Source organism: Lysinibacillus sp. ZYM-1 (assembly GCF_001308875.1).
Lineage (GTDB): Bacteria > Bacillota > Bacilli > Bacillales_A > Planococcaceae > Lysinibacillus.
Window position 1 is genome coordinate 161512 of the sequence record NZ_KQ465110.1, and the last position, 24214, is coordinate 185725.

Sequence of the window (24214 nt, forward strand, 5' to 3'; positions counted from 1 at the left end):
AAAATGTCTAAAAAAACAAAAGCTTATTTCGCAGCAACCATGTATGCACTCATCATCGGCTTTTCATTTATGTTCGTAAAACTGAGCCTTGTTGCGTCTTCACCGCTTGATACACTGGCACACCGCTTTTCTATAGCTTTTGTTATCGCTACTGCTATTATTGTCTTGAAAAAGATTCGCTTAAATGTGACAAAGAAGGACGTATGTAAGATTCTTCCGTTAGCTTTAATTTATCCTACTTTGTTTTTCACATTTCAAACGTTCGGTCTAGTCTATGCTTCTTCTTCAGAAGCTGGTATTATTCTAGCTACTGTACCGATTTTCACACTGATTTTAGCATCAGTATATTTGAAAGAACATACAGTACCATTACAAAAGGTCTCGGTGTTATTATCGGTCTCAGGTGTCATTTTCATTTTTGTTATGAATGGAGCAGATACAGGTTCACAAAATGTAAAAGGAATTTTCCTTATGTTACTGTCAGCCCTTACTGGTGCTTACAATACCGTTTTAGCACGTAAACTTGTGCAACATTACTCATTTTTTACGATAACTTACGTTATGACGTTCTTTGGTTTTATCTTTTTTAACATTGTAGCTATTGGAAATCATATGATAACGAAAACGATGCATCAATTCATCGAACCGTTCTCAAGCGGAACGTTTATCATCGCTATTGTTTACCTTGGAGCACTTTCATCTTTAGGAACTTCCTTTTTCTCCAATTATGCACTTTCGCAAATTGAAGCGTCAAAAATGAGTGTCTTTAATAATTTAGCTACATTAATTACGATTATTGCTGGCGTCCTTTTCTTAAACGAAACGATTCAATCCTATCATATTTTCGGTACAATCATTATTCTCCTGGGTGTTTTAGGATCAAACTATAATGCTAAGCAAAAAAGTGAAAGAGCCTATGCTATTCCTCGACAAGCAAATGAGGATTAACCAGAAGTTTGAAAATAGCATACATTTATCGATGTAAGAAAAGCAAGCACCCTTAAAGTGCAAGATGATTTTTGGCAATTACAGCGTGCTTTAAACGAAACATTATATACACTAGATACAATTTGAGAAGCGTTTGCTTATAAAGATTGTTTCAAATAACGACATAAAGCGAAAACTCACGAATCGTAATTGTTGTCTAGACAAATCACCTTTGGAGTTTTCGCTTTGTGTTATCAGTCTATTAAATTTGAGCTTCCTTACACACTAGTGAACGTTGGTTTCACGTATATGCAACGGAACAACTTGTAAAAGAAAAGGCACAAGCTATTACATTAAATATGAGTCAAAAACCGCACTTACTTATGATACGGTTCACCTTTCATAATTCTAAAACTTCGATAAATCTGTTCCACTAGTACGAGCTTCATGAGCTGGTGAGGTAAGGTCATTTTTCCAAAGGATTGCTGTTCATCGGCTCGTTTTAGAACGTCCTCATGTAGGCCAAGGGAGCCGCCGATAACGAAGGCAATTTTGCTTTTGCCGTAGGTCATGAGCGATTCTAGATCAGTAGCCATTTGTTCAGAAGTTTTCATTTTGCCATTGATGGCGAGGGCAATTACATAAGTGTCTGGACTAATTTTGGCTAGTATACGTTCTCCTTCCTTTTTCTTAACGATATCCATTTCAGCGTCGCTTAGTTGTTCGGGTGCCTTTTCATCTGGTACCTCAATCAAATCCATTTTTGCATAGCCGCCAAGTCGTTTTACGTACTCTTCGATACCCATTTTTAAGTACTTTTCTTTTAGTTTGCCGACTGATACAATCGTTATATTCACACGTTATCCACCTTTACAATTCATTTACAAACAAATTATCCACAGAAGTTATCAACATATCCACATGCTATTGCTATATATTGTGTAAAGTTATTTACTTGATACAATATATTCTGCTGACTGTTCACAGTAGCTACACTTTGTGGATAACTTTTTATCCTCTTCGATTTTATCCATAATTGGGAACGCTTTTTGCTCTGCTACAAACATGTCTAAAGCGTGATCTATATGGCTTTCACAGCTGTATTTTTCCATTTTTTGATGTCTCCTTATTTTCCGAAATTTCCACAAACTTATTCACATTTCAGTCTATGTTATCCACAACCTATTGTAACAAAGGAATGCCATGTATGGAAGAAGTGCCTTTTACTCACTGTTTATTGTGTTATATCAGTATTCGCAATTTTCTAGTTATCCACAATATTTTATTAAAGATCCTCTTCATCTTCACAAAAAAGCAGTGGAGATTTTGTTTAATCCCCACCGCTTTCACCTTTTCTTTACAATGAATTACCGTTTGTTAATGTTAGTGATAGTTCTACTAATTTACCTTGGCGGTAAACTTTTAATGTTAATTTATCACCAATTTTTTTGTCATTATATAAATGTTTACGTAAATCAATGGCTGTTTCAATTTTTTGACCATCCATTTCAACAATAACGTCATACTGTTGGACACCTGCTTTTGATGCTGGTGAGTTATTCATTACATCTGTTATAACAACACCTGTTGTCACCTCTGCTGGTAATTTTAATGTTTGTTGTTGGTAGAAGGCTGGAACATCTGTTAGATCTGCTAACGAAATACCCATTGTTGGACGTTTCATCTCACCATTTTTCTCTAACTCCTCAATTATTGGAATAGCTGAATTAATTGGAATAGAGAAACCTAAACCTTCAACGGAGGATTCAGCAATTTTCATGGAATTAATACCTATTAATTCTCCTGCTAAATTGACAAGTGCTCCTCCACTATTCCCTGGGTTAATGGCTGCATCGGTTTGTAATACTTCTTGTTGCCAGTCTTCTGTGCCATCACCATTTAAGTCTACTGGAACAGAACGATCTTTACCTGAAACAACACCTGTTGTCACAGAGCCATAAAAGTCTAAGCCAAGTGGATTACCAATTGCTATAACTGTTTCACCTTGTTTTAACACATCAGAGTTACCAAATGTCGCTACTGTTTTTACATTCTTTGAGCTAATTGAAATGACTGCAAGGTCTGTCCAAACATCATGACCCACTAATTGCGCTTGCTCCTTCGATCCATCAGGCATTGTAACCTCTAACTGTTTTGCCCCTTCAATAACGTGGTTATTTGTTACGATAAAGGCTTTGTCACCTTCAATTTTATAAACAACACCTGAACCGCTTCCTGCTTCTTTTGTTGTTGTTGATTGCGGGCTCCAAAATCCTCCGCTTGTTACTTCTTGAATATTTGTAATTCCAACAACGGCTGGTGAAGCTTTATCAACTGCTTTTGTAACATCCGTCGTTACCTCAGTGGCAACTTGATTAATGGTTGTGTTATTTTTCCCTGTACTATTTGTTGTTGTACCAGGCATTTGATTGACCAGACCAGGCATCATCAACCAAACAAGTAAGGCACCTATAATGACGCCGATAAGACCACTAAAGAAATAGCCGCCTTTTCCTCCGCCACCGCCTTTCTTTTTATGACGCTTAGCCTGCATTTCTTGCTCCTCGCGCTCTAGTCTTTCTTGAAGTGGTGATTTCGGTATTTCATCATTTTTTAAGAAATCACTGTTTTTATCATCATCTTGAAAGTAACTCATGTTCTTCATCCTTTCATATACTGCTTTTGTTAGTTGTTACCCTAATCTTACGATTCAAACATTAAAATCAGATGAAAAACAAATAAAATGGACATAAAAATAGCTGCCCAACGCATTTACTGAAAATACGTTGAACAGCTATAAGTTTTACCTATATAACTAGTAGTTAAACCGTTACCAATTTTGTTGGCTCCTCTGCATCTGTATCAAAAAGATGAACATGCTCGCCTACCATGATGCCACATGACTGTAAGGTTTGTGATACGCTCATGCGTGCCAGCTCTTTCATATTATTATCCTTACTTAAATGCGAAAGATAGATATTGGTAGTCTTATCAAATACAACTTCACTCATTGCAATAGCTGCATCCTCATTGGATACATGTCCTACATCACTTAAAATACGACGTTTAATGGACCAAGGGTAGCGTCCCATTTGAAGCATATTCACGTCATGATTGCTTTCAAAAACAAATGAATCTGCACCACGTATGATACCCTTCATACGATCACTGACATACCCTGTATCTGTAATGATGACAAGCTTTCGATTATCCTCGTGGAAAGTATAGAACATTGGATCTGCTGCATCATGTGAAACAGCAAAGGATTCAACAGCTAAAGAACTAAAGTGCTTCACTGTATCCATTTCAAATTCAAAACGTTGCTCTACAGGAATATCGCCAATTAGCCCGTCCATTGCCTTCCATGTTTTGGCGTTTGCATAAATCGGTACATTATATTTTCGTGCCAGCACGCCTATCCCTTTAATATGATCACTATGCTCGTGTGTAACGAAAATACCACTAAGCTGCTTCATATTACGATCGATTTTTGTAAATAGCTGCTCCATCTTTTTTCCACTAAGGCCAGCATCAACGATAAAGGCATAATCGTCATTCTCTACATAAATCGAATTCCCTGTACTGCCACTTGCTAAAACACTAAATCGCATTATTCAACTCCCCAGTCTTCTTCTTCGCCCTCTTGCTTGTCTTCTTGGAGTTCAATGACTTTGCCCTCTACTGCATTGACAAAATACTCTTCTGTTTCTCCATCCGATAGTTTCACTCGAACTTCCCATGTTGGTACCATTACCTGTGTACGAGTTAATTTAACAAGCGTTGAGTAACCTAACTTCATTTGCGTAATCTTCGAGTCTGGCTTGAGCGGTCCTTTTGCATACAAAGTTTGGATAATTTGAAGTGGTGGAATGACTGTTTCTTGTTGTTCCATTTCCTCAATATTATCAATCATTGTTTGTTCATACATCGTTACTTCATTGTTTGCATTCCATTTAATCTTTAAGGATCCATTGTAATAGAACATCCGGTTATTAGTCTTCTGGGAAAAAATTGCGATGCGTTCTTCGCGATCTATTTTCCATAAAGCATATGATGCCCCCTCATAAATGTTCGCAAGGACAAAATCTGTAAAGCTTGAATCCTCATTCACATTACGTAATTTAATGGGCTTCATGAAAATAACACGAACCTTTGTATTATCATCCGTAGGGATAATTTGTTGATTGTTACTATTAAATTCAGCCTTCGTAAACTTATGTACTTGGGCTGAAATGTAGGAAGCAGTTTCAATATTATTAGGTAATGTTCCATACGTTATATTGTCATCTTTTAAACGAGCTTCAATTGTTTTTTCACCAGGTACCTCAATATCTTTCGCTTCATTATAGCGATTTACATAAAATGAATACAGGAAGATGTTTAAAATTAAAAAAACGAATATAAAAATAGATTTTGTTCTATTCCAATCCATTTTTAACACCTCCTAATATTTCAGGCGTTAGTTTAATCCATGAACCATTACGAATCACAAACCAACAAGGTTCAAATATAAAGATATTCTGTTCTTGATTTTGTGTTAAATAATAGCCGAGAACAATTTCATCAATATCTGATAAGGCAATGTTGTTCGTATTTTTTAATCTCTCTGCAACTTCTCCACCAGAAGGTAATTCTTTAATTTCCTTCTCTAACGAAATATCCATGTCTAATGCGAAATATGGACGCTTATAATGGAAAATTCGGCTATCTCCCCAAATCGTCGTCATTTTTGTAAGGACATGATTACTATAAACAGGGAAACCTTGCAAATACATTTGATAGTCCATTTGGTTTTTATTAGTGCTTGTTGAAGCATAGCGGAAATCTGCGGTAAACCCACCGTGCTCATTGATAAATTCAAAGCTATCCTTTAACAGCTTTGATGGCTCAATTTTTATACTGCTTTCTGCAGCTGGATAAACATAGTTTAATGATTTGAGATTTGTATCTAATGTCATCAACGACATACCATCTGTATATTTTTCAGAGGATGCACTTTCAACATTGCGCTGCACAATATTTGGATCTTGGAATAACACATTTTTAAATAGTTCTGGTGTAATATCTTCAATAAAATACGTATATTTTATTGATTCAATTTTATCGTTAACCACATATAGTGATGTGTAACCATCTCGCTCTACTTCTTTATACGCTTCATACTTTTTGGCAGGCTCTATGACTTCTTGTAAAAATTGAGTCATGTTTGGAACACTCACACGTGAGCGGAATAATGATTGGTTATTACTACTAATGTAATAAATCATTAATTCCTTTGAATTAGAATTACTCCAATCAATAATCATACGATTAAAGGTTGTTTCTGGTAACTCTTTTTCAGCAAACTGAAAAATCGTGTTAAAGGCTAAAAATGGAACTTCACCAGTAAAAAAGATTGTCATTCGATGGTCAGCGCCAACGATCTGATTCACATAGTTTGCCGAAAGATTGTTGTTTACAGGCACTAAATCTAGAACATTCCAGCCTTTAAATGTTTTCATCATATTTTTCATAGCATTGTTAGAGACTGTGCCTGTAAATTCTTCATCAAAACGGAAAATAGCCTTGTATGGACGAATAATATCCTCCATTTCCTTTTGCGGCTTTATTAAAATTTCCTTCCGCTCGGTATTTTCAATATATTTATAATCAGGTGTGTATGTCCAAATCAAAAAGGTTAGGACCACGCTTAGCATGACAAGTAGAAATAATACAACAGATTTAACTGGCTCTATATATTTCATTCCCATTCACCTGCCTCACCAAATTCATCTGCATCATATGGTAATGTGAAGAAAATTGTTGTGCCTTGTCCTTCGTCACTCTCGGCCCAAATTTTACCTCCATGCGCTTCAATCATTTCCCGCGCAATAGCTAGCCCTAAACCTGTTCCTCCCATGGAACGAGCGCGTGCACGGTCAACACGATAGAAGCGATCAAAAATACGTCCTACATTTTCTTTAGGGATCCCCATACCATCATCTGAAATCATGACCTTCAGCATGTCTCCTTGTCCAGTAAAGCCAAAGCGAATATTACCACCGTCTGGCGAATATTTGATGGCATTTGAAATGATATTATCAATGACCTGTGTCACCTTATCCGTATCTAATTCTACATAAAAGGAGGTTTCAGGGAATAATCGTGCAAACTGTACTTTATCAGACTTAGCCATTTCAAAACGGTCTATAATTCGGTTAAAGAATGAATTGAATAAGACAATATCTTTATTCAACTCATAATCTGAACTATCCATTCGTGATAATTGCAATAAATCATTTACTAGACGAATCATACGCTCTGTTTCTGTTTGCGTTACATTTAAAAATGTAGGGGCAATATTTTCATCTTTCCATGCACCATCTGCCAGCGCCTCTAAATAGCTTCGCATTGTTGTTAAAGGTGTTCTTAACTCATGCGACACATTCGATACAAACTCTCGACGATCCATTTCTATCTTTTCCTGCTCCGTTATATCGTGCAGTACAGTAATGAGACCGTTTATAAAGCCTGTCTCTTTTTGGATAACAGAGAAATTCGCACGTAATATATAAGGTGCATCTGACGTACTGAAATTTAAATTAACTGCATCATTCATATGAATTAAATCTTCAAAGCTATATTCCTGATCAATCCCCAACACAGAGGCAATGGGACGTCCTAATGTAATATCTCTTGAAATATGCAGCAATTCCAGCGCTGGGTCATTGATTAAAATAATACGTCCCTTACGATCTGTAGCAATAACGCCATCTGTCATATTACTAAGAACTGAATCTAACTTTCGCCGCTCTGCTTCAGTAGTGGATTGAGCCTCTTGCAAACGATTCGTTAAATGATTAAAGGTTATGGCAAGCTGGCCTATTTCATCTGTACCATATACTCTTACTTTGCGAGAATAGTTGCCCTTTGCCATCGCTTGAGCTTGCTTCCGCATATCAGCAATTGGCTGTGTAATTGTTCGTGCCACAAGAATACCTAAGAAGATGGTAATGACCAAGGACATTGCCGTACCACCAAGGAAAATCTGATTAATATCATTCAATTGTTCAAAAACGGATTCAATATTGGCTTCAATATAGAGTACACCAATAATTTCATCATCTGGTCCTGCACCAGCTCGAATAGGGTTCGCTAATACCCACACTCGATTTCTCGTTTTATTGTCCAGTTTAATAATATCGAAGAGTGTTTCAGCCGATATAGCTCGGCGCACTAGATCTGTATTGGAGCGTTGCCCAATTAAATTTTGATTTTCTAGCTCGGATGTTGCAAGGATTCGCTGTCTATTATCAATAACACGAATCTCTAAAATATCTCCATTCGAAACATCCCTTAAACCAGTAGAAAACTCTGTCACAATAGACTTTAAGCTTTCCTCTAGTTTAGGCATACTTTCATCGCGTTCCTTTAAAATTTCCTCACGAAGACTATATTGCATCAGGTCAACTCGCTGAAAAATAGAATCTTGGAAGTTGCTCTTCAAATTTTGTTCTAACTGACGAGCGAAATAAATACCGATAATTTGTAAAGCAAGCAATATTAATAAAATATAAATCAGCACTAGTTTGACATGAATGGATTTAAAGAAGCTCACTTTCTGCATTCCTATTACTCCTGTTCAGGATTTCGTAAATAATAACCTACACCACGTCTTGTGACAATCCAAGCAGGGTGACTCGGATTATCTTCAATTTTCTCACGTAAACGACGAATTGTTACATCAACAGTACGGACATCACCAAAATAGTCATAACCCCATACAGTTTGTAGTAGATGTTCACGTGTCATTACTTGCCCAATATGTTTCCCTAAATAATGTAGCAGCTCAAACTCTCGATGCGTAAGCTCAATTGCCTCATCACGCTTCATTACTAAATAGGCATCTGGTTGAATAACAAGAGATCCTACAACAATCTCGTTAGATTCCTCTTCAGCCTCTTCTGCAGGAGCAACTACTTGTAAGCGTCGCATATTTGCCTTTACACGAGCAATAAGCTCTCGTGTACTAAATGGCTTAGTGACATAGTCATCTGCACCCATTTCTAAGCCTAATACTTTATCAATCTCAGAGCCTTTAGCTGTCAGCATAATAATAGGGAAGTCATATTTTTTTCGTATCTCTCTACAAACTTCCATTCCATCACGCTTTGGAAGCATAATATCTAAAAGCATTAAATCTGGTTGCTCCTCCTCAACCTTCTTTAGTGCCTCATCACCATCATAAGCACAAATAACTTTATAGCCTTCTTTTATTAAATTAAATTGCAAAATATCTGCGATTGGTTTCTCATCGTCAACAACTAGGATTGTTTTGTTCATACATTCTCTCCCTTTCGCTTTTTATCTATTCTTAAACAATGTTTATTTGTAAATTCACTACTCTTAACTCTATCATGCTTTCAGGTTCTATGCATTAATCGATCATCAATCACTTAAAATACTGTGACATAATAGGCTATAATTCACCAAATATTTCTCGGGAAATAATAGAAAAGACAGCCCACTATTTGGACTGTCTACTATTCAAAATGTTTATCGACCTACATAGGATAGCGGATTAACTAAGGAACCGTTCTTTTCAACTTCAAAGTGTAAATGTGTGCCTGTCGAATTTCCAGTAGAACCCATAATACCGATAACAGAGCCTTTTTCCACTACTTGTCCTACTTCAACATTAATAGAGGATAGATGTCCATAAAGCGTTGTATAGCCATTATTGTGATTAATAACAATGCGATTTCCATAGGTACCTGAAGTACCAGCTGCACTAACTACACCATTATCAGCAGCCAAGATATTATAGTTACTTGGACGAGCAATATCGATACCACGGTGGAAGGTGCCCCAACGTTCACCCATGCCACTTGATATATAGCCCCCTACTGCTGGCCATGAAAATTCACCCGTTCCACGGGAAGAAATCACCTTCGTCCCAACTACTTCAATTTGATCCACTGGCTCTTGGACAACTTTATCTTCTAATGCAACTTTAGATGTTTGTTTACCATTTTCAGACGTTAAGGCGTATGTTGTTTCTTTTTTGCCATTAGCGCCTTCTTGTTTGATTACTTTTTCACCTTTATACATTGTCGGATCTTCTTCCACTACTTTTTTGAATGGAATAACCTCTGCCACTTTCTTTTTCTTTTTTACCTCAAGATTTACAAATGGCTTCGCTACTGTTACATTTACTTCCTGTCCAATTTGTAAAACAGTGTCAACTGTTATATCTGGGTTTAAAGCTAGCAGTTCACTTGTAGTTAAATTATGTTTTTTAGCAACAGAACCTAATACATCACCTGATTGAATTTTATAGCTATCTTGTTCAAGGTAGCCTGTCATTAAATATTTTACTGCTTGCTCAGGTGTTACTATTTGAGTTGGTGTAACTTTCTGAGATAGCCCTGAAACTTCCTGTTTAAACGAAATATCTAATAGACGCGATTCTCCAGTTTGTAATGCTGGTAAATTACTTGTAGATTGCTGGTTTTTCGCCAATTTATCTAACTCTTGCTGAGAAATATATTGTAGCTTCAACAATTGAACAGTTTTTTCATAGGCCTCTGTATTTTTTAATGATACGACTGGCTTATGATTTACTAGTAATGTAAAAGCATCAGATTTGGCTACTAAAGATTGCTTTAGTTTCGATAATATTTCTGCATCTTTTGTTTCATTCGTGAAAACTTGCTCTGGGATTATTTTAACAGCAGAGCTAGCATCAATAGATAATTCTTTGAATTGCTGACTCGCTTCTTTTTCTTTCGATGCAATAATTTCTTGAATTGCCTTCTCATTAGACACTGCACCAATATAATCATTTCCCACATAGACATGGTATATTTTATTTAAACTTTCTTTCGTATGTTCTTTAGCAAAACCCATATTTATCGTTAGGCTTGTCATTAGTACTGCAATGATTGAAACCTTTTTAAAAGAAGAAAAATTGTAGGTGAATCTATTGTTTTCTTCTTTTTTATTCCAAAACGAATTCATCAATAAAGCCCCTTCCAACTTCCCCCTGTGGTAGGATGATTTACCCACAAGGATTTTTTGCACCCTTATAATGTACCATAAAGAAAATTTCGTTTGAATGATTTCACCCTTTTGTAATGTAAATGTATTATTTATCTACTAATTGTTACATAGAATATATTTTATATAGTTGAATAATAATGTATTTTTATTCATTAAATGGCTATAAATTAAATTATTCTTTGTCTGAAGCTGTAAAGGAGAAAATATACTTAGCCATTGGTAAGGTAGTCTATTATTTTTTCAAATGAATTTAGGCTTAATACTTTTTAGTTTTTTAATATTCCGATAAACTATAAAAGAAGGTACACTATTGGATTGGAGCGATTAACTTGAGTGATTCACAAACCTCTGAGATTGCAACTAAAATGTTGCGGCATCAGAAAAGTAACATGCGTAAAACGTTTCTAAGAATTATTATGGTAACGTTAGGTGCAGTCATTATGGCTTTGGGCTTGGAGTTATTTTTAGTACCCAACCACATTATGGATGGTGGCATCGTAGGTGTTTCCATTATCACATCTCATTTATTAAATTTACCCCTTGGTATTTTCATCTTCATTTTAAACTTACCTTTTATTTTTTTAGGCTATAAACAAATTGGTAAAACTTTTGCGCTGTCTACAGGGCTAGGTATTACCGTACTCTCAACTGCAACACTTGCCTTACATAACCTACGTCCATTTACGGAAGACACATTATTGGCTACAGTCTTTGGAGGAATGATTTTAGGAGTTGGTGTCGGTATTGTCATTCGTTATGGAGGTTCATTGGATGGAACTGAAATATTGGCCATTTTATTTAATAGCAAGACGCCTTTTTCAGTCGGCGAAATAATCATGTTTTTCAACATCATTATTTTTACAGTGGCAGGGTTTGTTTTTAACTGGGAACAAGCCATGTACTCCATCATTGCATACTATATTGCTTATAAAATGATTGATATTGTCATTCAAGGATTGGAAGAATCAAAATCAGTTTATATCATAAGTGATGAGATTGATGAAATAGGACAAACCATTATGGATCGTCTTGGTCGTGGTGTTACCTTCCTTCATGGTGAAGGTGCTTATACAGGAAATGACAAAAAAGTCATCTTTACAGTTATTACTCGTTTAGAAGAATCCAAGCTAAAAACAATTGTTGCAGACATTGACGACAATGCATTTTTAGCCATCGGTAATATTGCAGAGGTTAAGGGTGGCCGCTTTAAGAAGAAAGATATTCACTAAGAAAAGGGCGTACCACCTACGGCACGCCCTTTTAAATATATTTATTTTATTACGCTTCCCAAACATCTACTAAAACGTTCGTCTGCTCGCGAGCAGGTCCAACTGAGAAAGTAGCAATTTGAATACCTGTTAATTCGCTAACTCGCTCTACATAGCGTCGTGCGTTTTCAGGTAGCTCTTCTAATGTACGGCAAGCTGTTACATCCTCAGACCAGCCTGGAAGCTCTTCATAAATCGGTTCACATTGTTCAATAATATGAAGGTTTGCAGGATACTCTGTAATTGTTTCACCTTTATAGTTATAAGCTGTACAGATTTTTACTGTCTCTAAACCAGATAAAACATCAATTGAGTTAAGTGCAAGATGTGTAATGCCACTTACACGACGTGAATGACGGACAACTACTGTATCGAACCAACCTACACGGCGTGGGCGACCTGTTGTTGTACCATATTCGCGACCAACTTCACGAATTTGTTGACCTACTTCATCAAATAACTCTGTAGGGAATGGACCATCACCTACACGAGATGTGTAAGCCTTAGATACCCCAATAACGCTTGTCACACGTGAAGGACCAACGCCAGCACCAATCGCTACTCCACCTGCAACAGGGTTTGAAGATGTTACATACGGATACGTCCCTTGATCGACATCAAGTAAAATACCTTGAGCCCCTTCAAATAATACTTTCCCGCCTTCATCAAGTACATCATTTAAAATTTTAGATGTATCTGTCACATATTTTGCAATTTCTTGGCCATAACCATAGTATTCCTCAAAAATTTCTTCGAAAGTTACACCTTCGACTTCATAGAATTTCTCGAATAATTTATTTTTAATGGCTAAATTATGACGTAGTTTTTCTTCAAAGATTTCCTTATCAAGTAAATCAGCCATACGGATACCGATACGAGCTACTTTATCTTGATAACACGGTCCGATCCCTTTGCAAGTTGTTCCGATTTTATTATCGCCTCGACTTGCTTCGTCCGCAATATCTTGCTTTATATGATAAGGCAGAATCACATGAGCACGATTAGAAATACGTAAATTATCTGTATTAATGCCACGCTCTTGTAAGCCTTTTAATTCTGTTACTAGTGACTTTGGATTGACAACTAATCCGTTACCAATAACTGAAGTTTTTTCTTTATAGAAGATACCTGATGGAATTAAATGTAGTTTATATGTTTCACCTTCAATTTTAATGGTATGTCCTGCATTATCTCCACCTGCAAAACGAGCGATTGCATCTGCTTTGTGCGAAAGGAAATCTGTAATTTTACCTTTTCCTTCGTCTCCCCACTGTGTTCCTACAACTACTACTGATGTCATAATCAGCACCTCCGTTAGATACCTTTGTATCTCAATTTTTAAGCCTCAATCATTGTAACAATGATAGAAACACCACGTCAATAAAAAATAGTGAAAAACACGAACAAAAAATCAAAAAATCTGATTCAACGTTCGTGTTTAATAACAGAATGGTATGAATATTATCGAACATTCAGATTAATTCAATCTAAGGTTAGTTGGAAAGAGGCAATTTATCTGAATGATAAACAACATGACTAATCACGTGGCGGTGGTGGTGGCATTTGTGACCAATCCACATTAATGAACTTATTGAACTCTTTTTTAAAGGCAAGTGTAACTGTTCCTGTTGGACCGTTACGTTGCTTTGCAATAATAATTTCAATCATATTTTTACTCTCGGACTCTTTATCGTAATAGTCATCACGATATAAGAAGGCTACAATATCAGCATCTTGCTCAATACTTCCCGATTCACGCAAGTCACTCATCATTGGACGTTTATCCTGTCGTTGCTCAACTCCACGAGAAAGCTGTGATAAAGCAATAACAGGTACCTTTAATTCACGTGCTAGTCCTTTTAACGATCGTGAAATCTCTGATACCTCTTGCTGACGGTTTTCCCCTGGTTTACCATTACCTTGAATAAGCTGTAAATAATCGATCAGGATCATTCCAAGTCCATTTTCTTGTGCTAAACGTCGACATTTTGCACGAATTTCATTGATACGTACACCTGGTGTATCATCAATAAAAATTCCTGAATTCGATAAACTACCCATTGCCATAGTTAGTTTACCCCAATCATCCGTAGTTAAAGCACCTGTACGTAAAACTTGTGCATCAATATTTCCTTCTGCACAGAGCATACGCATGACAAGTTGCTCTGCACCCATCTCTAAAGAGAAGATTGCAACATTTTCTCGCGCTTGTACGGCAACACTTTGCGCAACATTCAATGCAAAGGCTGTTTTCCCTACAGATGGACGGGCAGCTACAATGATTAAATCGTTGCGTTGGAAGCCAGCAGTAATGTTATCTAAATCACGGAAGCCTGTCGGTATACCCGTTACGTCTCCCTTTTGTGATTGAAGCTGCTCAATGTTATCGAAGGTTTCCACTAGCACGTCTTTAACATGCTTAAAGTCCCCTGCATTCTTCCGATTGGCAACCTCCATCATTTTTTTCTCTGCTTCGCCTAATAATGCCTCTACTTCGTCTTCTCGTGTATAACCATCCTCAACAATTTTAGTAGCTACACGAATCAATCGACGTAATAGTGCCTTCTCCTCAACGATTTTGGCATAATGTGCGACATTGGCGGCTGTAGGGACAGCATTGGCGAGCTCTAGTAAATAAGATAGCCCGCCAACGTCTTCAATCTCTTTTTTAGCTGATAATTCTTCCGTTACTGTTACAACATCTATCGCTTTTCCCTGATCACTTAACCGTAGCATTGTTTCAAAAATTATCTTATGGGCATTTGAGTAAAAATCATCTGCCAATAAAATTTCTGATGCCGTGATTAATGCTTGTGGCTCAAGGAAAATAGCACCGATAACCGATTGTTCCGCCTCCCGGTTATGCGGTGGAACGCGGTCCATCATCGGTTCGTTCATGGATCGCCGCTCCTTATTCTTCCGTTACATGTACTTTTAATGTTGCAGTTACTTCATGATGTAGTTTTACAGGAACATTTGTAAAGCCTAGTGCACGAATCCCATCATTTAAAGTCATTTTACGTTTATCAATTTTAATGCTATGCACTTTTTGTAAGGCATCAGCAATTTGCTTTGTAGAAACTGAGCCAAACAGACGACCACCTTCACCCGATTTTGCTTTTAGCTCAACTGTTAATGTTTCTACTTTTTCCTTTAATGCTTGTGCTTCCGCTAATTCAGAAGCAGCATTTTTTGCTTCTAATTTTTTCTGACCATCTAATTGACTTAATGCTTGAGCATTTGCTTCAGCTGCGTAACCATTTTTAATTAAGAAATTTTGTGCGTAGCCATCTGCCACGTTTTTAATTTCACCTTTTTTTCCTTTACCTTTAACGTCTTTTAAAAATACTACTTTCATTAGTCAGAACTCCCTTCAAAGACCTCTTCTATGGCCTCTTCTAATTGTGTTTTCACGGCATCAATAGTTTTTGCTTCTATTTGGCAGGCAGCATTTGTTAAATGGCCACCACCGCCAAGTCTTTCCATAATAAGCTGGACATTGACTTCACCTAGTGATCGGGCACTAATACCGATTTTCCCATCTGCCCGATGTGCAATAACAAAGGATGCACTAACATCCTTCATAGTTAGTAAAATATCTGCTGTTTGTGCAATTAAAACAGAGTCATACACTTTCGATTCCTCACCTACAGCCACAGCAATTCCTGGTTTTACGAATTTAACTGTTTGCACTATTTTAGATCGTTCAATATATGTGTCTATATCTTCTTTTAAAAGACGTTGCACTAATACTGTATCTGCACCATTTGTCCGTAAATAAGAAGCTGCTTCAAACGTACGTGCTCCCGTTCGAAGTGTAAAACTTTTCGTATCGACAATTATACCAGCTAGCAATGCTGTAGCCTCTAGCATATTAATCTTAGCACGCTTTGGTTGATATTCTAATAACTCTGTTACAAGCTCAGCAGTTGATGAGGCATACGGTTCCATATAAACAAGTGTTGGATTTTCAATAAAGTCCTCACTTCGTCGATGGTGGTCGATCACAACAACCTTTTCAGCAAGCTTCAATAAGTGTGAATCAATAACTAAATTAGGTTTGTGAGTATCAACAATAACGAGCAATGATTTTTCAGTCATTTTCCCAGCAGCTTCCTCTGGCGTTAGGAAGTTTTCATAGAAATCTGATTTGCTCTCTATTTCATTCATTAAACGAGTAACGCTGCCATTTAATTCATCAAAATTTATGATGACATAGCCCTTCACATCATTCATTTGTGCCATTTTCCGAACACCGACAGATGCACCAATAGAGTCCATATCAGGACTTTTATGTCCCATAACAAACACTTGATCACTATCTTGAATTAAATCACGTAATGCATGTGAAATGACGCGCGCTCTAACACGTGTGCGCTTTTCAACAGGATTGGTTTTCCCACCGTAGAATTTAAGCTTTCCAGTAGGTTGCTTAATCGCGACTTGGTCACCACCACGACCTAATACAAGATCCAGACTTGATTGTGCCAATTCACCAAGCTCCACTAGGGAGGACGAACCCGCTCCTACACCAATACTTAGTGTTAAAGATAAATTCTTTTGCGCTGTTTTTTCTCGGATAACATCTAAAATAGCAAATTTTTTCTTTTCAAGCTCTGTTAAAATCGATTCGTTTAATACTGCTAAAAAACGATCGGATGATATTCGTTTTACAAATACACCATGCTCCGCAGCCCATTCATTAACGATTGAAGTGACCATCGTATTCGTTAAACTACGTGGTTGGTCATCCATGGCTTGCGTGATTTCATCGTAATTATCGACAAATAAAATAGCGATAACTGTACGATCTGCAAAGTATTGCTTCTCTATAGCAATCTGCTCAGTTATATCAAAGAAGTATAGTAATCGTTCCTCTTTTTTATAATAGACACGATATTTACGATCACGTAATGTAATTGTAGCCTCATTTGTTTCTTCAGTCTTCATTAGTACGTAGATATCATCAGAAATATTAACAATTCCTTCTCCCACTAATGATTCCATATTTAAGATACCTTGCATATATGGATTCGACCATTCTATTTCATATTGCTCATTTACCAAAAGTATCCCAATTGGCATTTCAAGCAATGCTTCTTCTCCTACTTTTTTCATACGGAATGAAATGGATTCTATATGCTTTTCAGTTTCTTCAAAAGCAATTTTTTCCACCTTCCATGTGTAGACCATCAGTAAAGCAAAACCTATTCCATAACCGATACCTATCCCGATATTCCAAATACATAGAAGTACGAACGTCACAATTCCAAATATGGAAAGAACAAAAAGCGGATAGCGAATTGGTCGTTTTCTAAAAGTCCCCATTACAATCAGCCCCTTATTCTTTAGTCTTCCCCTTTACAAGTGAACGTACGTCAAAACCTAAATCAACGATACCCAGTAAGATCATGAAGGATGATAAGGGAATTGCTAACAAGGTAGCTAACCATTTAACCCCAATCGGCATCCCCTTTTTAGAAATGAAATAATGGATAAATGATATCCCTTGTAGAATGAGCAGCACCCATAAAATATAAGAAACATTCAATACAATTATATCTAGTGTAGATCCCGCCTCTGGACGCATAAATAAATTAATGCATAAAACAATCATGTAATACCATAAAATAGAGCGTGGTAAGCGCATATTTTGAAATGGCGCAAACTTTGGAACTTCTACACCAAGTCGTTTTAGAGCTGGTAAATTTAGCGCTATGATAATAAATGCAGCAAAAAACGCTGATATGGTTATTGTTGCAGGCATTGTCAGCTCTATTGTTTTAAACATAGCCTCAAGCTGTTCGGGTTGTAAAGCTACTTGCCCCGTAACATTTTTTGCAAATTCATTTGATTGCTCATAATTTTTACGAGCCATCTCTAAACTCATGTTAATGAAGTCAATTCCTGTGAATTTTACATAGGCAACATAAACAATCGCCATCGAGATTAAATTAGCAATTCCCATTGACATAAATAAATAAAGCTTACTCTTCTTCAGATAAATGGCGCTTCCCATCAGGATACCCAGTAACCCCAAAGCTAAGGCAAATGGTAGCATCGATACGCCACTTGTTATAGTAGTTAAAATACAACCTACTATTGCTACGAGTATTGATGAGGAACGCTTGTAATTTGCACTATACCAAGCAATCGGTAGTGGAGCGAATATTAAAGCTACTATAAAAACGAATGGTACATATGCAGAAATCAGCATTAATATTGTAAAAAGTGCAACCATCATTGAGCCTTGGACAAGCGCTTTTGTTTGATTATTCGGCATTGAAAACCTTCCTTTTTTTCAGTCAAACTTACTACCCTTTATTGTACCATTTTTTCATAGTATTGAACAAAAATCGCTTAGATCACTATATGCTTTGTCATCAAATTTATCAAACAATCGCTGCCTCCATTTTACCATAACAAAAAACCAGCATACCCCGATACGAATATCGTAATATGCTGGTATTCAATATTGATGTAAAGTCAATTATCTTAACGTCATCAATCTTATTTATCTTCTGCTACGAATGGAAGTAATCCCATGATACGAGATACTTTGATAGCTGAAGTTAATTTACGTTGGTACTTTGCACTTGTGCCAGTTACGCGACGTGGTAAAATTTTACCGCGCTCAGAGATGAATTTTTTCAATAAATCTACATCTTTGTAGTCGATATTCGTAATGTTGTTTGAAGTGAAGTAGCAAACTTTACGGCGTTTGCGGCCTCCGCGACGTGGTGCCATAGTATGTCTCCTCCTTATCTTTTTTTATATTGTAGAAGCATTAGAATGGAAGATCATCCTCAGATACTTCTATCGGTCCTTTGCTATTTGCAAATGGATCCTCATCTACACGTGTATAGTTTGGCTGATTCATAGGTGGTTGATTTTGCTGATAAGCATCGCCGCCATAGGAACCCTGCCCTGGCATAGCGCCACCAAACTGCTGTTGTGGTTGACCACCACCATATGACGGTTGGTTATTACCGTAAGTTTGTCCACCACCGTATTGAGGAGCAGGAGCACCGCTACCATTACGTGGTTCTAAAAACTGTACGCTATCCGCCACAACATCTGTTGTATATACTCGCTTACCGTCTTGTCCTTCATAACTGCCTGTTTGGATACGGCCTTCTACCCCAATTAAACTTCCTTTTCTCATGAAGTTCGCTAGGTTTTCAGCTTGTTTCCGCCATGCAACACAGCTAATGAAATCAGCTTCACGTTCACCTTGTTGATTTGAGAATGCACGATTTACAGCAACTGTAAATCTTGTAGACGCAACTCCATTTGGCGTATAACGTAGCTCAGGATCTTTTGTTAGTCTTCCAACTAATACGACACGGTTTATCATCAGAATGCAACCTCCTTTTCAGCGTTTTGTTAAAAAATCAATCATTAAGCTTCTTGGCGAACTGCAATGTGACGAATGATGTCTTCGCTGATGTTAGCTAGACGTGTATATTCGTTGATTGCATCTGAAGTAGCGTTTACTTTCACGATTTGGTAGTAACCTTCGCGGAAGTCTTTGATTTCATAAGCTAAGCGGCGTTTGCCCCACTCTTTTGATTCGATGACTTCTGCACCGTTAGAAGTTAAGATTTCGTTGAAACGTTCAACTAAAGCTTTCTTCGCTTCGTCTTCAATGTTCGGACGTACGATGTACATTAATTCGTATTTTCTCATCTGTTTACACCTCCTTATGGACTTAGGCTCTCCTTTATGAAGGGAGCAAGGAGCAAGTAATTAATTATTACTCACATCAATGAATTGTAACATATAGGTACATGTCTTTCAAGTCGCAAACTAACAATTCGTTTTATATAATGAAAGTATATTTATTAATTGGAGGAAGGTGAGCTTTCGTGCTACCGAATAAAGAACCCAATGTTATTGAATTAGATATAAAAAAATTGATGATCGACAATATTGTGATTACAAGTGGTCTTGTCATATTATTTACAGCCATTCAATATATTTGCTTTAAAGATTTTCACTTTTCTTTTTGGAAGATGATTGGTGGCACAATACTGTTTATTATTTTGTATATTGTTTTCATTATTCTGCATGAGGCTTTTCATTTAATTGGTTTTATGCTTTTTGGCAAAGTCCCTTTGAAATCTTTAAAATATGGCATAAACTTAGAGCTTGGTGTTGCCTACGCGACTACTGCAAAACCTCTTTACAACCATGCAATGAAGAAGGCCTTATTACTGCCATTTTGGATGACTGGCGTTCTTCCTACCATTGTTGGGTTTTATTTTAATAGTACCTTTTTGATACTGGTAGGAGCTTTTTTAATGGCAGGTGCAGTAGGTGACTTTGCCATGTATAAAAAATTACGGAAGTATCCCAATGACTCATTAGTACAAGATGATCCTAAATTACCGAAGCTTTATGTTTATATTCCACAAGAAGAGAACGACAATACTCCAAGATAAGACTACACAAAAAAATAATTAGAATCTGTAGTAGACTATCTATAACTACAGATTCTAATCATAACTTAAGGAGTTAAAAATCCGTGCTGTGCGGCTGTGTATAAATTTCTCCAAATACGATTTATAGTGGAGGTTTCTGTAATTGCATCCATGCCAAGGCTACGTATTAGTTTATTCGCGATTTCTATACAAGCAGCAGCAATCTCTTTACTCATTTGTGTAAATTGTGCTAGTTCTTCTACAGTTAATGAATCCCCTTGCTGATGCTTTTGCCAATATCCAGACAATGTTGTATAGAACTGCTTCTCAAATAGTTTAAAATGTTTCTGTTGTTGCATTAATAGAAATTGTAAAGCTCCCATGCGCTCAGCTCGATTGGCATCATGATTTCGTTGCTTCATTAAAGTAAATGCTTCTTCTAAGAAATTTTCTGTTATCCCTAGACAAACGCTTAAAAAGGAAGCCTCGGCAAAGGCTGTAAATGGAAAGCTATGTACTGAATTTCCGTATTTATTTCTAATCGTACCTATTTGGAAGGTAGCTTCCTGAGGCACCCAAACATTGTTCACACGGATAGTATGACTTGCCGTTGCCTTCAAGCCCATTGCATGCCAATCATTTAAAACTTCAACATCATGACGATCTACGGAGCAACTAATGATATTCTCTGTTTTCACACCGTTTTCCTCTATCAAACAGTTCATTGTAAAGGTTGTTGCATAGTCCGAACCACTACAATACTTCCATTGTCCCGTTACAACATAACCATCCTCTGTTTTTACAGCTATCCCCGTTGGATAGCCACTACCTGCGATAACCGCATCTTTAGAGGTAAAGATTTTTTCGCACATTTCTTGGCTAAATGTTGGAATAAATGCATTACCGCCAGTTCCGATTGTAATAAGCCAGCCAAAATTCCCATCGAGGGCCGACATCTGTTGAAACATTTTTATGCCTGCTAGTAAATCTAGGTTCTTACCGCCTAATTCTTTTGCAGTGAACAATTTGAACAATTGCTGTTCATAGATAAAATCTAAGACATCCTGTGGTAACTTTCCTAGCTGCTCAAATTCTAAGCCACGTTCTTTTATTTGCATTGTGTTCATTCAATGTCACTCCTGTACACTAAAAATTCAGATAATATGATGATTGAAAAAAGGCAATCATTTAGATTGCCTTTGTCTGTCTTATACATTAAAGCGGAATAACATAATGTCGCCATCTTGAACTTCATACTCTTTACCTTCAAGACGTACTTTACCAGCTTCCTTAGCTGCTGCTTGAGAACCTGCCTCTAGTAGATCATCATAAGCAACTGTTTCTGCACGAATAAAGCCACGTTCAAAGTCCGTATGAATAATCCCTGCACATTGTGGTGCCTTCATACCTTTACGGAACGTCCATGCACGTACCTCTTGTACACCAGCAGTGAAATAAGTAGCTAAGCCTAGTAAGTCATAAGAAGTACGGATTAGCTGATCTAAACCTGATTCCTTAATTCCTAATTCTTCTAAGAACATAGCTTTTTCTTCATCGTCAAGCTCTGAAATTTCTTCTTCGATTTTTGCGCAAATTGTAATGACTTGAGCACCTTCAGCTGATGCATACTCACGTACCTTTTTGACATACTCATTATTGTCAGCATCTGCCACTTCATCTTCTGAAACGTTTGCAACATAAAGCATCGGTTTAATTGTTAGCAAATGAAGACCTTTAATTACCTTTAGTTCATCATCTGAAAGCTCAGCAGCACGCGCTGGTTTACCATTTTCTAATTGCTCTTTAATTTTTAAAAGTACTGGCTCTTCAATCATAGCCTCTTTGTCTTTTTGTTTTGCCATTTTGCTAACACGTTGTATACGTTTATCTACTGATTCTAAATCGGCTAGTGCTAGCTCTAGGTTAATAACCTCGATATCATCAATTGGATCCACCGCACCCGATACGTGTGTAATGTTTTCATCTACAAAACAACGTACAACTTGGCAAATTGCATCTACTTCACGAATATGAGCTAAGAATTTATTCCCTAGACCTTCACCTTTGGAAGCACCTTTTACAATTCCTGCGATATCTGTGAATTCAAATGCTGTTGGCACTGTTTTTTTAGGTACAACTAATTCTGTTAATTTATCTAAACGTGCGTCTGGTACTTCAACGATACCGACATTCGGATCAATCGTTGCGAATGGATAGTTTGCAGCCAATGCGCCCGCTTTTGTAATTGCGTTAAATAATGTTGATTTTCCAACGTTAGGTAAACCAACGATTCCAGCTGTTAATGCCATGAATGGACACAACCTTTCTATAATCAGTTCAAATTTTCTCTCATATAACCTTTTCTATTATATTGATTCACTTACAAAAAGTCTAATATGCCTGAAGTTAGGCCTCGTTAGCAGATATTAAAACCTTTTTCATTTTTTTCTCAAATTCTCGACGTGGAATCATTACGCTATGTTGGCAACCTTCACACTTAATTCGTACATCGGCACCCATACGAATAATCTTCCATTTATTAGTTCCGCATGGATGTTGTTTTTTCATTTCAACAATATCATTTAAGCCATATTTCTTTTCTTCCAACTTACTCACTTCTCCCCTCACCTTTGTCATAGAACATCATTTTTGGATGGGCCATTGGTATACTGTGTTCCTCAAAAAGTTTTGTAACATCTCGACGTATGATCCGTGCAACTCCATATTGTTGCTGCGGTAATGTTTCAGCAGCTATACGTATAGTTACCTCTGTGCCTTTGACATTTTGTACACCTAAAAATACTGGTGCAGTTATTAATTCCTTATGCTTTTCTGGTAAAGTTTCTAAATACTTATTAATAACAGCTTCAGCTTTTTCATAATCAGCATCCGTGGTCATTTGTAAATCTATAAAAATTTTGGAGTTGTTAACAGAGTAATTGACGACCTCTCCAATTGCACCATTAGGAATGATGAATTGCTCACCAGTACCCCCATTAATTTTCGTTGTACGTAAACCAATTTCTACAACCGTACCTTCTGCTCCATTTATTTTTATATAATCCCCTACACCAAACTGATCTTCAAAAATAATAAAGAAGCCAGTAATAACATCCTTCACTAAACTTTGGGCACCAAAACCTACTGCTAAACCTACAATCCCTGCACCTGCTAAAAGACCTGCTACCTTTATATTTAAAGAAGATAGAATGCCAATGATTGCAGAGAAATAGACAACATAAGAAATTACACTTTGTAATAATCTTGAAATTGTACGTTGGCGTCGTTCTGAATGATTTAATGGGGAACGCATACGGATTAAAAACATTTTTTTAATAAATTTTTTACCTAATCGTACAGCTATCCATGATGCTAATAAAATAAGCACAATCTCGATAGATGCATCGATAACATTATCCCATAGTTCCTCAGATGTGAGCTTATCCCAGTATCTTTCCATTAATTTTTTATTCTCTTCCATTATTACCACCTCTTGAATAACTTGCTAAAAATTTGCGTATACTGCATAAAAATTGAGCACTTCTAAAAATAAAA

Annotated in this window: 24 protein-coding genes; 3 read left to right on the top strand and 21 right to left on the bottom strand. The window is 36.8% G+C overall.

The genetic code is table 11. From position 1 onward, the window contains the following. Nucleotides 1–3: 3 nt before the first annotated feature. Nucleotides 4–948, top strand: coding sequence for a DMT family transporter (locus AO843_RS06050; RefSeq protein ID WP_054610275.1), 945 nt, complete (start codon nucleotides 4–6; stop codon nucleotides 946–948). A gap of 356 nt (nucleotides 949–1304) precedes the next feature. On the opposite strand, the gene rlmH is transcribed toward AO843_RS06050, so the two are convergent. The 9 genes from rlmH to AO843_RS06090 all read right to left on the bottom strand — a co-directional run bounded on the left by rlmH (nucleotide 1305) and on the right by AO843_RS06090 (nucleotide 10926). Then, the gene (gene rlmH, locus AO843_RS06055; protein WP_054610237.1) at nucleotides 1305–1784 is read right to left on the bottom strand and encodes a 23S rRNA (pseudouridine(1915)-N(3))-methyltransferase RlmH; all 480 of its coding nucleotides are present in this window, start codon (nucleotides 1782–1784) and stop codon (nucleotides 1305–1307) included. A gap of 90 nt (nucleotides 1785–1874) precedes the next feature. Then, nucleotides 1875–2039 (bottom strand): CxxH/CxxC protein, encoded by a 165-nt coding sequence (locus AO843_RS23940; protein WP_082389401.1) that lies wholly within the window; start codon nucleotides 2037–2039, stop codon nucleotides 1875–1877. 245 nt (nucleotides 2040–2284) lie between these two features. Then, the gene (locus AO843_RS06060) at nucleotides 2285–3583 is read right to left on the bottom strand and encodes a S1C family serine protease (RefSeq protein ID WP_054610238.1); all 1299 of its coding nucleotides are present in this window, start codon (nucleotides 3581–3583) and stop codon (nucleotides 2285–2287) included. A gap of 166 nt (nucleotides 3584–3749) precedes the next feature. Continuing rightward, a complete protein-coding gene (locus AO843_RS06065) occupies nucleotides 3750–4538 on the bottom strand; it encodes an MBL fold metallo-hydrolase (protein WP_054610239.1) in 789 nt (262 codons plus the stop codon). After that, entirely contained in the window at nucleotides 4538–5359 is an 822-nt protein-coding gene (locus tag AO843_RS06070) for a two-component system regulatory protein YycI (RefSeq protein WP_054610240.1), read from the bottom strand. Before AO843_RS06070 ends, AO843_RS06065 begins: the two co-directional genes overlap by 1 nt. Then, nucleotides 5346–6671 carry a YycH family regulatory protein gene (locus AO843_RS06075; RefSeq protein ID WP_231630086.1) on the bottom strand — a complete coding sequence of 442 codons (1326 nt, stop codon included), beginning with the start codon at nucleotides 6669–6671 and terminating at the stop codon, nucleotides 5346–5348. Before AO843_RS06075 ends, AO843_RS06070 begins: the two co-directional genes overlap by 14 nt. Further along, nucleotides 6668–8533, bottom strand: coding sequence for a cell wall metabolism sensor histidine kinase WalK (walK, locus tag AO843_RS06080; protein WP_054610242.1), 1866 nt, complete (start codon nucleotides 8531–8533; stop codon nucleotides 6668–6670). The genes AO843_RS06075 and walK overlap by 4 nt, the downstream gene beginning before the upstream one ends. 5 nt (nucleotides 8534–8538) lie before the next feature. Continuing rightward, nucleotides 8539–9249, bottom strand: coding sequence for a response regulator YycF (gene yycF, locus AO843_RS06085; protein WP_054610243.1), 711 nt, complete (start codon nucleotides 9247–9249; stop codon nucleotides 8539–8541). A gap of 213 nt (nucleotides 9250–9462) precedes the next feature. After that, on the bottom strand, nucleotides 9463–10926 hold the full coding sequence (locus AO843_RS06090; protein ID WP_054610276.1) for a M23 family metallopeptidase: 1464 nt from the start codon (nucleotides 10924–10926) through the stop codon (nucleotides 9463–9465). A gap of 407 nt (nucleotides 10927–11333) precedes the next feature. Between AO843_RS06090 and AO843_RS06095 the strand changes: the two genes are divergently transcribed. Beyond that, complete coding sequence (locus AO843_RS06095) at nucleotides 11334–12197, top strand: YitT family protein (RefSeq protein ID WP_054610277.1); 864 nt, start codon at nucleotides 11334–11336, stop codon at nucleotides 12195–12197. Between the two features lie 49 nt (nucleotides 12198–12246). Here AO843_RS06095 and AO843_RS06100 read toward each other — a convergent pair whose 3' ends face one another. From AO843_RS06100 to rpsF, 8 genes are all read right to left on the bottom strand, one after another. Next, nucleotides 12247–13536, bottom strand: coding sequence for an adenylosuccinate synthase (locus AO843_RS06100; RefSeq protein WP_054610244.1), 1290 nt, complete (start codon nucleotides 13534–13536; stop codon nucleotides 12247–12249). A gap of 236 nt (nucleotides 13537–13772) precedes the next feature. Next, nucleotides 13773–15134: a replicative DNA helicase gene (gene dnaB, locus AO843_RS06105; protein WP_054610245.1), complete on the bottom strand. Its 1362-nt coding sequence runs from the start codon at nucleotides 15132–15134 to the stop codon at nucleotides 13773–13775. Between the two features lie 13 nt (nucleotides 15135–15147). After that, on the bottom strand, nucleotides 15148–15594 hold the full coding sequence (rplI, locus tag AO843_RS06110) for a 50S ribosomal protein L9 (RefSeq protein ID WP_054610246.1): 447 nt from the start codon (nucleotides 15592–15594) through the stop codon (nucleotides 15148–15150). Further along, nucleotides 15594–17564, bottom strand: a complete 1971-nt coding sequence (locus tag AO843_RS06115; RefSeq protein ID WP_054610247.1) for a DHH family phosphoesterase — start codon at nucleotides 17562–17564, stop codon at nucleotides 15594–15596. Before AO843_RS06115 ends, rplI begins: the two co-directional genes overlap by 1 nt. Before the next feature lie 13 nt (nucleotides 17565–17577). Beyond that, complete coding sequence (locus AO843_RS06120; protein ID WP_054610248.1) at nucleotides 17578–18519, bottom strand: YybS family protein; 942 nt, start codon at nucleotides 18517–18519, stop codon at nucleotides 17578–17580. Between the two features lie 227 nt (nucleotides 18520–18746). Beyond that, nucleotides 18747–18983 carry a 30S ribosomal protein S18 gene (gene rpsR, locus AO843_RS06125; RefSeq protein WP_054610249.1) on the bottom strand — a complete coding sequence of 79 codons (237 nt, stop codon included), beginning with the start codon at nucleotides 18981–18983 and terminating at the stop codon, nucleotides 18747–18749. Nucleotides 18984–19023: 40 nt separating this feature from the next. Further along, complete coding sequence (gene ssb / locus AO843_RS06130) at nucleotides 19024–19593, bottom strand: single-stranded DNA-binding protein (protein ID WP_054610250.1); 570 nt, start codon at nucleotides 19591–19593, stop codon at nucleotides 19024–19026. A 44-nt stretch (nucleotides 19594–19637) separates the two neighbouring features. Continuing rightward, the gene (gene rpsF / locus AO843_RS06135; protein ID WP_054610251.1) at nucleotides 19638–19925 is read right to left on the bottom strand and encodes a 30S ribosomal protein S6; all 288 of its coding nucleotides are present in this window, start codon (nucleotides 19923–19925) and stop codon (nucleotides 19638–19640) included. 179 nt (nucleotides 19926–20104) lie between these two features. Between rpsF and AO843_RS06140 the strand changes: the two genes are divergently transcribed. Beyond that, entirely contained in the window at nucleotides 20105–20680 is a 576-nt protein-coding gene (locus tag AO843_RS06140; RefSeq protein ID WP_197278882.1) for a DUF3267 domain-containing protein, read from the top strand. 65 nt (nucleotides 20681–20745) lie between these two features. Here the strand turns inward: AO843_RS06140 and AO843_RS06145 are convergent, their stop codons facing one another. From AO843_RS06145 to AO843_RS06160, 4 genes are all read right to left on the bottom strand, one after another. Then, nucleotides 20746–21786: an acyl-CoA dehydrogenase family protein gene (locus tag AO843_RS06145; protein WP_054610252.1), complete on the bottom strand. Its 1041-nt coding sequence runs from the start codon at nucleotides 21784–21786 to the stop codon at nucleotides 20746–20748. 81 nt (nucleotides 21787–21867) lie between these two features. Continuing rightward, entirely contained in the window at nucleotides 21868–22968 is a 1101-nt protein-coding gene (ychF, locus tag AO843_RS06150) for a redox-regulated ATPase YchF (RefSeq protein WP_008177960.1), read from the bottom strand. Between the two features lie 97 nt (nucleotides 22969–23065). Further along, nucleotides 23066–23266, bottom strand: coding sequence for a DUF951 domain-containing protein (locus AO843_RS06155; RefSeq protein ID WP_054610279.1), 201 nt, complete (start codon nucleotides 23264–23266; stop codon nucleotides 23066–23068). A 1-nt stretch (nucleotide 23267) separates the two neighbouring features. After that, nucleotides 23268–24140 carry a mechanosensitive ion channel family protein gene (locus AO843_RS06160; protein WP_054610253.1) on the bottom strand — a complete coding sequence of 291 codons (873 nt, stop codon included), beginning with the start codon at nucleotides 24138–24140 and terminating at the stop codon, nucleotides 23268–23270. Nucleotides 24141–24214: the final 74 nt, after the last annotated feature.